Source organism: Lysinibacillus macroides (assembly GCF_001281525.1).
Lineage (GTDB): Bacteria > Bacillota > Bacilli > Bacillales_A > Planococcaceae > Lysinibacillus > Lysinibacillus macroides.
The window spans coordinates 211,712-223,840 of sequence record NZ_LGCI01000006.1; the positions used below are offsets into that span (position 1 = coordinate 211,712).

Sequence of the window (12,129 nt, forward strand, 5' to 3'; positions counted from 1 at the left end):
ATCCATATTTATTTTAACGTAAATTAGGCATTTTGTGTTGACGAAAACCATCTGTTATAATACACTATGAAATATCGAAACAGTAATAGTACAGATGAACTTAAAGGAGGCGTCCACAATGTTAGAAAATGTAGTTGAATTTTTCAAAAACTTACCTGCAAAGCAGTGTACTGAATGCGGTGAAAAAATGGAAGAACAAAGCGAATGCTACAGCAACACTTGTGAAAATTGCAACCACCTATAAGCATTTGCCTATTCTGTAATTGTCATATACGTGCCCCACACGTAACAACTATGACACCCCTCATCATTTCTATGATGAACCCTTAATTAAATCTCTTACACTTATAAAGCTCCAGCTGATACGCTCATATCAGCTGGAGCTTTATGTTGGCGAAGTCAGCTTTTCCGCCGTAAGTCACGATTTTAACTGTTTATTCTATTGCCATTTATATATCCTCAGCTCCTGTCATAGCAAAAACAGTTTTGAACTGAACCCCTCATTAATAGACCTTTTCAGTTTATTCACTTGCTCCTTGATATTCCATAGATTCCCTTATTTGGATATTAATCCATAAAAAGCACTCATCGTCTGTTGGATGAGTGCTTTCTTGTTTTAGTTTTCTTCAGCTACTTGAGAGTAACGTTTAGTGTGAAGTAACATGAAATAACCAAATGTGATGGCTAAGAATGCTACTAAGAAGCCAGCTAGAACCCCATAGTTTTGCATTAAGAATGAGGTATCGCCAGTAGAAATGCTTGATTTAAATGCTTGAACCGTATATGTCATCGGCAATAACTTGTTAAATACTTGCAATGGTGATGGAATTAATTCTAGTGGGAACGTACCTGCACTCGTTGTTAATTGTAAAATTAGCACAACAATTGCCATGAAACGTCCTGGATCACCAAAGATCGAAACAAGCATTTGAATTAAGGCTAAAAATACATAGCTTGTTAGTAATGCAGTTAAGATAAAGTAGCCCATGCTATTCACTTCGAGCCCTAGACCCCATTTAACAATGACTACCGTTAGTAATGTTTGCACTAAACCTACAACTGCTAACACCGTCACTTTACTTGTAAACCAAGAGGCTCCATTTTTTGGACGAATAGCTGGTTCAACAAGTGGGAACACAATCGAAATTAATAATGCCCCTACAAATAAGCCAAGAGAAATAAAGTACGGTGCAAAACCTGTACCATAGTTCGGCACATGGTTGACAGACTCTTTTTCAACTTCTACTGGGCTACCGACCATATCATACGTGTCTTCATTTGCTTTTACTTCATTTGCCTTTTCACTTGCCTCGCCTAGTTTGCTAGATAAAGTAGACGTACCATCTGCAAGCTCTGTAGACCCTTCTGCAAGTGTTGCCGAGCCTTGTGCTAGCTCACCTGATTTAGATGCAAGTGTAGATGTACCTTGATTTAAAGTTGTTGTACCATTTGTTAGCTCATTTAAACCTGCTGCTAATGTTTGAGAACCTGTCACTGCTGTATTTACACCCGCATGTAATTCTCCTAGTTTTGCAGCTAATGTTGCATTCCCCGCTTGTAAACTTTTTGCACCTTCCATTAAAGCATTGCTTTTTGCGGTTAATGCATTTGCGCCTGCTAGTACTTCTGCCTGGCCTGCTGCAATTTGACTTGCACCAGCGCTTACTTGATTAGCCCCAACTTGTAATTGTTCTGCCCCTGCAGATAAAGAGCTTAAGCCATTATGCACACCTGCACTACCCGCCTGCAATTCTGCTAAAGTTTGCTTTAAGACGGCCGCCTGCTCTTCAGGCATTGTCGCCATCATATCCTGTAGCTGGTTGGATAAAGCAGTAATTCCTGCTTCTACTTTGGCAGAGCCTTCTGTCAGTTGGTTTGCTGCACCGTTTAGGGCACCTGCATTTTCAGCAATAGAGGCTGCACCTGTACTAATTTGTTGCTGTTTATCATGTAAAGTTGTTAAGCCTGCGCCTACTTTTGCAACACCTTGTGTATATTGTGATAACCCCTGTTCAAGGCTCGTTGCTCCATTTGCAGCTTGCTGTGCACCCCGTTGTAATTGAACAGTACCATCTTGTAGTTTGACTAAACCACTAGATAAGTCATTCGCGCCTTTTGCAGCATCTCCCGCACCCTTTGTTAATTTATCTGTACCATTTGATAATTCGACTGTGCTTGATGCTAACTGTTCAAGATAGCCTTTTAAATCCTTTGCACCATCCGCTACTTTTTTAGCACCTTCATCTAGTTTATTCGAGCCATCTGCTGCCTCTGTAAAGCCCTCACCCATTGTTGCAATGGAATCGAATAATTTTTCAGCATAAGTCGCTGATACTTGAGAATTTACTTCAGCACGTACACGATCCATCGCAGTCTCACCAATTTGTGCACCTAAGAAGTTTAGCCCCTCGTTAGGGATGTAGTTCATCACTAATTTTGATGGTTTGTCTTCTAGTAGTGTTGTGGCATGCTCAGAGAAATTTGCTGGAATTTCTAAAATCATATAATAATCTCTGCCATTTAACCCTTTTTCAGCCTCATCCTTTGACACTTCTATAAAGTTAAACTGCTCACTATCTATCAACTTATCAACTAAGGTATCTCCTAAGTCTAATTGAACGCCATCCATTTCAGCACCAGCATCTTCATTGACAACAGCTACTGGCAAATTAGGCAATCCCTCATAAGGGTCCCAAAATGCCCATAAAAACATGCCTGCATACATCACTGGAATAAATAAAACAGCGATAATAGAAATAAGCATTTTTTTGGTTTTCAAGATTTTTAGCCATTCAGCTTTAATCATAAAATATTCTCACTCCTAAACATTTTGACCAAAAACGTCATTCGGTCATTTTTGGTTAAAAAAATAAACACTCTCTATATTTTTGAAAAAAAGAGCACTCGATTCGATACTTTAACACGTTTTTTATATCGAATCAAGTTAAAATTAATCCTCGAAAAATCGTTTCCTTAAATAAATCAAGAATCTTTTCCTCAGGGATAGTCTCACCATGTAACTCGTACCAATCCACAACAAATGCAAGATATGCCTTTAATAATAAATAACTCACAAGTTCTGCATCACAGTTCCTAATCTCACCTTTTTTAATACGTCGCTGGATTAACTCAGTAACATACGATAAAATTTCAGTCTCAATGCGTAAAAGAACCTGTTTAACTGCTGGTGTACGTAATTCCTTTTCTTCCTCTATTAACTTTGCAAACAAAAGATGTTTTTCGCGGAATTGTAGCATTTTCATTAAAGCATTATGTGCATTATCCATAAAGCTTGCTGATGCATCCAATACTGCATCCGCTTCTGCCTTCATTTCCCGTACAAGTGACATAGCAATCTCTTGAAATAAGATTTCTTTATTTGCAAAAAATGTATAAATCGTACCTTTACCAACATTCGCTATTTTTGCCACTTGCTCCATCGTTGTTGCCTTATAGCCAAACAATGTGAAGGATTTGGTAGCTGCTTCAAGAATTTCCTGCCTACGATCCATTCATAACATCCTTTCCTGCTAGGTTATGTACAGCTGAATAGTACCTTTAAAAAATGACCAGAAAACCATTTCGGTCATCTAGTCATTATCATATTTCAATTTTAACCAAAATGCAAGCCCTTAATGATGATTTTTTTCATCTTTTTCTTGCTCACCATGTTCGTCCTTATCAGTAGTATCATGATTGTGCTCCATCATGTTATGATCCATGCTATTATCCTTTTCATCCTCTGGCAAGACCTGTGTCATATCTGGGCTGCCTGCAATAATTTGTTGCTTTGGCATATTGTGTACCCCGTTTGCTGTTGTATGTGCATACATATAATAAACCCCATCATGATCAAATGTAGTCGTTGCCTTATAAACGCCATCTTTGTCTAATTTTCCATCCAGCATTTGCCCTTCATCACGCTTCCCTGATTCCCACACTTCAAACTTCACAATGGCATCATCTACATTTTCCCCACCTTGTTCAACGTGTGCTACGAGCTCAATTGTTTCATTAAGCGCTACTTCTTTTGGTGTTAAAATTTCAACCTCTGGAATTTCTGGAACTTCTGGCTCTGGTAACGCTGCTTGTTCGTTTTTTTCTCCACAGCCCACCAGCAATGCAGGGACTGCAATTAATGCAAATAACCACTTTTTCATCTTCTATTCCTCCATTAATGGCAACTGTATCTTAACGATTGTGCCTTTTTCAATCACACTGTCAATTTCTAGCTTGCCTTGCAACTGCTTGACAAGTTGCTCAACAATCGATAAACCTAGCCCACTACCACCGTCTGCGCGACTTCGGGCCTTATTAACACGATAAAACCGCTCTGTTACATGTGATAAATCCTCCTGTGGAATACCAATCCCATAATCCTTAATAGTAATAACTGCATAGCCACTATGCTCTGCAGCAATAATTTCCACCTTAGAACCTTCATATGAATAATTAATAGCATTTTCAATAATATTAATAAAAATTTGTTTCAGCTTCACTTCATCAGCTTGAATAATTAATGCATCATCTACATCTACACATAATGTAATATTCTTTTTATGTGCCTGATGCGTTAAAATTTGTTGAACCTCTCGTACTGTTTCCCCAAGAGGAATTGGATACAGCACAATATTTGTTTGTTCATTTTCTGTTCTTGCAAGCTGCAATAATTCATTTGTTAAACGTTCCATTCGATTCGCCTCACGCACAATCAGCTGAATTGTTTCCTCTTTGCGCTGTTCTGTAATCATACCATTTTGCATTGCTTCACTATAGCCCTTTACATAACTAATGGGTGTTCTTAGTTCATGTGAAACCGTGGCTAAAAACGTTTTTCGTGCCTCATCCTCCTGCTGAATAGCCTCTGCCATTTTATTAAAGGTACTCGATAATTTACCAATTTCATCTCGTGAATTGACAGGCACACGTGTCTCATAACGACCATAGGACATCTGCTCCACTGCGTTTTGTAGTTCGCTTAATGGACGCATAATATGGCGAATACCTTTATAAATTAAATAGCTAACAACTACTAAAAATATGAAAGCACTAATAAATAATAAAATGACTTCATTGTTTGCTAGCTCACTAATTTTCGCCAATGGAAAATAAATATAAATAATTCCTTCTAGTCTATTTTGATCAACAAGCGGGATGACTACTGAAATAAGCTGCCGATCAAAGCGAGGCTCATAGCCAATTTTTTGCACATATTTACCCGATAAAAGCTTTAGTCTTTCCTCAGCACCAATCAAGGTTTCATAATCGATATCAAAAGGAACACAGGCACTTAGCTCACGTGGATTTCTTACAGCAAAGATATTTAAATTTGAGTAATCATTATATTGCTCAATTGCTGCAATAAATTCATCCGCCACTTTTCCACTATCATACATGGTTTGGAGCTTCAGGCCTACTTCAATCATTGTATCTTCCGTATCCTGTACATATAAACGTTGATAGAGAAAGTCTGTGAGCACATACATAAAGACAACCGTAATCACTAAAAAGGCAAAGATTAATAGCCAAATACGTGTAGCAATCTTTTTCATTCACCAGGATCAAAGCGGTAGCCCACTCCCCAGACCGTTTGAATATGCACTGCCGCATCCTTTCCAAGCTTTATACGTAAAGTTTTAATATGTGTATCCACAGTTCGAGTACCACCTACATAATCAATATCCCAAACGCGTTCTAGCAATTGCTCTCTTGTATAGGCATTGCCTGGATTTTTCATAAATAAATGCAATAGCTCAAACTCCTTTAAGGTAAGCGGAATATGTTCGTCATTCACAGATACTTTACGAGCAACTTCATCTATTTTAATAGGACCAATAGCGATAGATTTTTGCTGTAGCTCCGAAATATTAGCTCCACTTCTTCTTAACACAGCATAAATTCTTGCTACAAGCTCATCATGTGTGAAGGGCTTTATAATATAATCATCTCCGCCAAGAGTAAGACCTTTCACCTTATCCTCATTCGCATCACGCGCTGTTAAAAAAATAACTGGTATATTCGACATGGCACGTATACTTTGACAAACCATAAAGCCATCCTCATGCGGCATCATCACATCCAACAGCACTAAATCAATATTCTCACGCACAATAACATCATAAGCCTCTGTACCACTTGCCGCCGTAAATGTTTCGATATCAGCGTTATTCAGCATCATTTCAATTAAATTACGCATATCCTGTTCATCATCAACGATTAAGACTGTTGTCATTATTTTTCCTCCCTTACTAACAGTTGAAAAGCCCCTTTTCCTACATCAACCGTTTTATCCTGCTGACCATCTTTTATAAAATGTAATGTATGATCGTCATAGCCAGCAACAACAATATAGTCTTTAAATTGCTCAACAACAAAGGGGTTTGCGCCCACTTCTTGCTGCCATTTTATAGTGCCAGCAAAATCAGCAGCATATAGTATATTATGACCATGACTTACCACAAAAACGGTATCGTTTGTCTTTTTTAACCCCACTGGCATTAAAGGCATTTCAATCTCCCCATGCTGCTTGCCTGTCGTCAAATCATATTTTTTTACAGTACGATTTGGGCTGCTTCCCTCTCCATGACCACCTATCCATAACTCATGTGTTTCTTCTAAAACAGCTATACCATGTGATGATTTTTGGATGGGCCATTCTTGTTCAATCATCAAATTTTTCATATTTAACACCGATAATTTTGTGTCCTTAAAATTAACTATATATAGCTTGTCTTTATAGGATGTCATTGACATTGGATAATTGCCAATTTGCTGTGTCGCCAGCGCATTTCCTTCCTGATCAAAGCTTGTCACTGTATTGTTCTTACTATTCGCTATAAAAAATTGCTGGATACTGTCATCATAGTACACATTCGTGGTGCCAATCGCTACTTTTTTAGAATAACGCTTTTCACCAGTCGATATCGTATAAACATCAATTGCACCTATTTGGTGTCCATATAATAGAATTCGATCATCCCCAAGCAAAACTGCACCTGAATAGGCTTGATCAAATACCCATGTAGCAAGGGTATTGCCATCCTCATCAATAAAATCTAGTGATGGCTCCTGTATATTGAATGATGCTATAAATTCTTGATCACGTTCAATTGGTTCATATGATTTCTCAGTACAGCCTGCTAACCATACGATTTGTAGTAACGAAAAAATGAAGAATACCCATTTTTTCAACTTTATCACCTCTGCCTTTTTACTATACTTTACAATTGTGAAATCGAGGTGAAACTTGAGAGGTAAATTTATGACAAACCATACAAATTATATTTCACATTTCAATCATCCAGCCATTTCTATCAGGAACTCATATACTACAAAGATAATGGTAAGGAGGAATAGCCCTTGATTTCAATTAGTTTATGTATGATTGTTAAGAATGAGGAAGATGTGATTGGTAGATGTCTTGCATCTGTTAAAGATGTAGTTGATGAAATAAATATCGTGGATACAGGCTCAACAGATAATACTAAACAAATTGTTGAACAATTTACAGATCGAATTTTTGATTTTGAATGGATTCAGCATTTCGCAGCTGCACGAAACTTTTCCTTTCAACAGGCAACAAAGGACTATATTCTTTGGCTGGATGCTGACGACGTTTTGTTGGAGGAGGATCGAGAAAAACTGATGGCACTAAAAAAATCACTAGCCCCTGATATAGATGCAGTATCAATGAATTATCATTTAAGCTTTGATCCTGAAGGCAACGTGGACACTTTAATAAGAAGATATCGTCTTGTCAAAAAAGAGAAGCAATTTCAATGGATTGGCGCTGTTCATGAATATTTAGAGGTTGGCGGCCGTCTCTTTGATAGCGATATAGCAGTTAGTCATTTACCACTGACTCATGACCACTCACGGAATATTTCCATTTATAAACAACTTATTGAGTCAGGAACAACACTCACCCCTCGCGATACATTTTATTTTGCCAACGAGTTACTTGATCATGGCCAATTCGAAGACGCTATTTATTATTATGAGTTATTTTTGACTTCTAAATTAGGCTGGGTGGAAGATAATATTCGTGCCTGTTATAAGCTAGCTGATTGCTATTCACATTTACATGATAACGAAAATAACATAAGTGCTATTTTACGAAGCTTTGAATACGATATCCCTCGCCCTGAAGCCTGCTGTCGTTTAGGCTATCATTTTATGGAGCAAGGTAGAAATTATGAAGCTATCTTTTGGTATGAACAAGCACTTATGATTAAACAAAATCCAAACGCCCCTTTTCAACATAAAAGCTTTTCTACATGGCTCCCTCACCTGCAGCTTTGTGTTCTTTATGACCGTTTGCAACAATACGAGCTCGCCCATGCCCATAATGAATTAGCCAGTTCCTTTATCCCCAACGATGCAAAAATTTTACACAATAAAAAATACTTCCAACGTATTTTAAAGCAACAGCAGGAGGACGTTTCATCGTAGATATAAGTGAAGCTCCCACAAGAAAACAAATATAGAAAGAGAGGTTTCGAAATTTGTCACCTATACTGCTTCCTAGCTATTTCATTCCCTCCTCCAACTATCTATCAATAGCTAGGCAAAGCTTTAGGATTCTATCAACAACGCTATATTTATCAACAATTAATAGTTATATGTCTGCCTCCTCTGTTCTATCTACGAATACGCTATGTGAGAGAGGAGGTGAAATCATGCATTTTGGAAATTTCTTAAATCGTGTTTGTAGTAAGTGTAATTCATTTCCCTGTTGCTGTAACAACGCACCCGCTTCATGCCCAATTTGGCCTATAAAACCCACTGGTACAACTGGGGGCATTACTGGACCTACAGGAAGTACTGGTGCGACGGGGGCTACCGGCGTCACAGGTGCAACAGGGCCTACAGGTATGACGGGAGCTACCGGTACAACTGGGGCGACTGGTGAGATTGGACCTACTGGCATCACTGGGGTTACCGGCGCGACGGGAGCTACTGGCATAACAGGACCCACTGGTATCACAGGCACGACTGGCTCTACTGGGGCTACGGGAACTACTGGCGTCACAGGGGCTACCGGGGCGACTGGCGAAATTGGACCTACTGGAGTAACAGGAGCTACGGGGGCGACAGGCGCTACGGGGACTACCGGCTCTACTGGGGCGACAGGGACTACTGGTGTGACAGGCGCTACCGGGGCTGCTGGCGCAATTGGACCTACTGGAGTAACAGGAGCTACGGGGGCGACAGGCGCTACGGGGACTACCGGCTCTACTGGGGCGACAGGGACTACTGGTGTGACAGGCGCTACCGGGGCTGCTGGCGCAATTGGACCTACTGGAGTAACAGGAGCTACGGGGGCGACAGGCGCTACGGGGACTACCGGCTCTACTGGGGCGACAGGGACTACTGGTGTGACAGGCGCTACCGGGGCTGCTGGCGAAATTGGACCTACTGGAGTAACAGGGGCTACTGGGGTTACCGGCTCTACTGGGGCGACTGGCGTCACAGGGGCTACCGGGGTTACAGGAACTACTGGCGTCACAGGGGCTACTGGCGAAATTGGACCTACTGGCGTCACCGGGGCTACCGGGTCGACTGGCGAAATTGGACCTACTGGCGTCACCGGGGCTACCGGGTCGACTGGCGAAATTGGACCTACTGGCGTCACCGGGGCTACCGGGTCGACTGGCGAAATTGGACCTACTGGCGTCACCGGGGCTACCGGGTCGACTGGCGAAATTGGACCTACTGGCGTCACCGGGGCTACCGGGTCGACTGGCGAAATTGGACCTACTGGAGTAACAGGAGCTACGGGGGCTACCGGCTCTACTGGGGCTACTGGAGTAACAGGGGCTACCGGGGCTACGGGAACTACTGGCGTCACAGGGGCTACTGGGCCTACAGGAACTACTGGCGTCACAGGGGCTACTGGCGAAATTGGATCTACTGGAGTAACAGGAGCTACGGGGGCTACCGGCTCTACTGGGGCGACAGGGACTACTGGTGTGACAGGCGCTACCGGGGCTGCTGGCGAAATTGGACCTACTGGAGTAATAGGAGCTACGGGGGTAACAGGGACTACTGGTGTGACAGGGGCTACCGGGGCTACGGGCGAAATTGGACCTACTGGTATAACTGGTGCTACCGGGGTTACCGGCGCTACAGGAGCTACTGGCGCGACGGGGGCTACCGGGATAACAGGACCTACTGGTATTACCGGAGTTACTGGACCTACTGGGGCGACAGGGCCTGCATTTACTGAAGGGTTCTCTGCATTTAAAAATACATTAGCCGTGAATGCCTCTACTACTATTACAAACTGGAGTGTTGTATCACCTTACTTTGGAACACCTGCCTTTAATCCGGGAACTGGTCTATTCACTGTCCCTACAACAGGTAGATATTCCTTTGAAGCAACGATCAACTACTCTACAACTGCTGCCATTTCCCTAAGCTTAGGATCAGGGATCAATCCTTCCTTTGCAATCCGTCGAAATGGTACAACAAATTTAATAAGTGGCTTATTCCCGGTATTAAACGTAGCCATTACATTATTAACTTTACGAGCAGTTCTTGGAAATGGCACGGTCACTTTAACAGGTGAAGTAGAATTAAATGCTGGTGATACAATTGATTTGTACTATGAAGCTAGTGGTCTAACAGTTGGTCTTACACTTGGTGGTGCGAATTCTGGCGGTATCGTTTGGTCATGTCATCGAATTTCCTAGCGTTATCTGTAAAATAACAATAAAATTATTTAATCTTAACAACTAAAACAAGTATAACCTCGCTCTAACATTAAGTCGGGGTTATACTTGTTTCAATTTTGCTATAAAATAGGAGACATGCTTTGTTCACGTTATGTTGTTAGGGCAGTTTGTTATTCTGACCATCGTGAATGTAAAATACAATGATAGAAATTTTTATTGTTGTACTCTGGACTGAAATGTTTAATAATATCTTCCTTCATAGTAGTTTCTGGCTTATGCTTAAAGCCTTCAGAAAACGCTGGAATAATTTCCTGCTTAAAACTATTACGAGGAAAAGCATTTATAATTTCTTCGCACAGGTCATTAGGAAATTATTTGAAGCTATCGTCCATCACATCTAAACTAACACCTGAAAAGAATAATGCTACTTCAGCCTTTTTATGTTCTGCAATACCAGGGATCGGATGTAATGCAACCGCATCCTATACAAGACGACTCGATTCATTTGGAATTTTATATTGATGAAGGAAGCTTCTTGCTGCATTTGCACCGTCCCCTTCAAAAGGTAAATTTGGGCTATTGAACTTTTTTTTAGGTCTAAATCATAATTCCTCTGTGTATTTTTTCCATTTTCTGCATCAAAAAACACGATTTGAATGATTCCACAACAAGTCGTTTCCATGTTCACGTAAAATATCTGCTGCATCTTTTGCTAATTGAGAATCTGGAATTTTAATGCCTGCTATTTCTTGAAACATACTAAAAATTCTCCTTTACAATTTGATCGTTCTTAACTTTATGAACGTAGTCTCGTTTGTAAAGAGCATTTTACTCTCCAGCTATTTAATTATTCCTATGATAATAATAAATAAAAATTATTCTAATTTAACACTTTACATGAGTTAATTTCATAATTCTAATCCCTTTAATATCAAGGGCTAAAATTAAATAAAAATGAGGCACCTCCCCAAATTCGGTATAATGGTAGCGACTAAACAACCCACCGAAAAGGAATGATGCCTCATGACTATTGTAAAACAAATGAGCCTATTTGACATCCGTGAATTATTGAAAATGGAAAGTTCTCGTCGTTTTGATGCTATTTTAGCCACTTTCGATGTGCAGCCAATCTTTCAACTATTTCGAAAGAAGACGATGCGTGGTGCTCCACGAGAATTAAACTACGGTGCGATGATTCAATCATTGATGATCCGCATTGTCGAGCGTATCCCTACCGTTAAAGATTTGGTCAATCGATTAACGCATGATTTCGTCTTTCGCTTAGATTGTGGCTTTTTAGTTTCGGACACGGTGCCATCTGAAGCCTCGTATTCACGTATGGTCGACGTGATTAGTCAATCAGATGTCTTAGATCGCATGCACGATGAACTTATTCAAGCTGCCTTTACAGAAGGTTTTCTTGAAGAGGAACACCTTAGTTTTGATGCAACAC

At 40.5% G+C, this 12,129-nt stretch carries 10 protein-coding genes; 4 read left to right on the plus strand and 6 right to left on the minus strand.

Annotated features, from left to right (window positions below):
• Positions 1-118 precede the first annotated feature (118 nt).
• Positions 119-244 carry a protein YhfH gene (gene yhfH, locus ADM90_RS23820; RefSeq protein WP_083448526.1) on the plus strand — a complete coding sequence of 42 codons (126 nt, stop codon included), beginning with the start codon at positions 119-121 and terminating at the stop codon, positions 242-244.
• 372 nt (positions 245-616) lie between these two features.
• Here the strand turns inward: yhfH and ADM90_RS11320 are convergent, their stop codons facing one another.
• The 6 genes from ADM90_RS11320 to ADM90_RS11345 form a co-directional block, all read right to left on the minus strand.
• Positions 617-2,806: a YhgE/Pip domain-containing protein gene (locus ADM90_RS11320; RefSeq protein WP_053995128.1), complete on the minus strand. Its 2,190-nt coding sequence runs from the start codon at positions 2,804-2,806 to the stop codon at positions 617-619.
• A 133-nt stretch (positions 2,807-2,939) separates the two neighbouring features.
• Positions 2,940-3,512, minus strand: a complete 573-nt coding sequence (locus ADM90_RS11325; protein WP_053995129.1) for a TetR/AcrR family transcriptional regulator — start codon at positions 3,510-3,512, stop codon at positions 2,940-2,942.
• Between the two features lie 120 nt (positions 3,513-3,632).
• The gene (locus ADM90_RS11330; RefSeq protein ID WP_053995130.1) at positions 3,633-4,160 is read right to left on the minus strand and encodes a FixH family protein; all 528 of its coding nucleotides are present in this window, start codon (positions 4,158-4,160) and stop codon (positions 3,633-3,635) included.
• A gap of 3 nt (positions 4,161-4,163) precedes the next feature.
• On the minus strand, positions 4,164-5,552 hold the full coding sequence (locus ADM90_RS11335; protein WP_053995131.1) for a sensor histidine kinase: 1,389 nt from the start codon (positions 5,550-5,552) through the stop codon (positions 4,164-4,166).
• Positions 5,549-6,232 carry a response regulator transcription factor gene (locus ADM90_RS11340; RefSeq protein WP_053995132.1) on the minus strand — a complete coding sequence of 228 codons (684 nt, stop codon included), beginning with the start codon at positions 6,230-6,232 and terminating at the stop codon, positions 5,549-5,551. The genes ADM90_RS11335 and ADM90_RS11340 overlap by 4 nt, the downstream gene beginning before the upstream one ends.
• Positions 6,232-7,200 (minus strand): YncE family protein, encoded by a 969-nt coding sequence (locus ADM90_RS11345; protein WP_235473484.1) that lies wholly within the window; start codon positions 7,198-7,200, stop codon positions 6,232-6,234. Before ADM90_RS11345 ends, ADM90_RS11340 begins: the two co-directional genes overlap by 1 nt.
• A gap of 159 nt (positions 7,201-7,359) precedes the next feature.
• Here ADM90_RS11345 and ADM90_RS11350 point away from each other — a divergent pair, with 159 nt between their 5' ends.
• From ADM90_RS11350 to ADM90_RS24500, 3 genes are all read left to right on the plus strand, one after another.
• Positions 7,360-8,451 carry a glycosyltransferase gene (locus ADM90_RS11350; RefSeq protein WP_053995134.1) on the plus strand — a complete coding sequence of 364 codons (1,092 nt, stop codon included), beginning with the start codon at positions 7,360-7,362 and terminating at the stop codon, positions 8,449-8,451.
• Between the two features lie 227 nt (positions 8,452-8,678).
• Positions 8,679-10,694 carry a collagen-like protein gene (locus tag ADM90_RS11355; RefSeq protein WP_200908547.1) on the plus strand — a complete coding sequence of 672 codons (2,016 nt, stop codon included), beginning with the start codon at positions 8,679-8,681 and terminating at the stop codon, positions 10,692-10,694.
• Positions 10,695-11,699: 1,005 nt separating this feature from the next.
• Positions 11,700-12,129 (plus strand): transposase (locus ADM90_RS24500; RefSeq protein ID WP_161804052.1); only part of this gene is annotated, 430 nt, incomplete at its 3' end.

Coding starts and splice junctions, on each gene's coding strand:
- ADM90_RS11325 (WP_053995129.1), bottom strand. CDS start 3,512: ATGGATCGTAGGCAGGAAATTCTTGAAGCAGCTACCAAATCCTTCACA.
- yhfH (WP_083448526.1), top strand. CDS start 119: ATGTTAGAAAATGTAGTTGAATTTTTCAAAAACTTACCTGCAAAGCAG.
- ADM90_RS11340 (WP_053995132.1), bottom strand. CDS start 6,232: ATGACAACAGTCTTAATCGTTGATGATGAACAGGATATGCGTAATTTA.
- ADM90_RS11335 (WP_053995131.1), bottom strand. CDS start 5,552: ATGAAAAAGATTGCTACACGTATTTGGCTATTAATCTTTGCCTTTTTA.
- ADM90_RS11355 (WP_200908547.1), top strand. CDS start 8,679: ATGCATTTTGGAAATTTCTTAAATCGTGTTTGTAGTAAGTGTAATTCA.
- ADM90_RS11320 (WP_053995128.1), bottom strand. CDS start 2,806: ATGATTAAAGCTGAATGGCTAAAAATCTTGAAAACCAAAAAAATGCTT.
- ADM90_RS11330 (WP_053995130.1), bottom strand. CDS start 4,160: ATGAAAAAGTGGTTATTTGCATTAATTGCAGTCCCTGCATTGCTGGTG.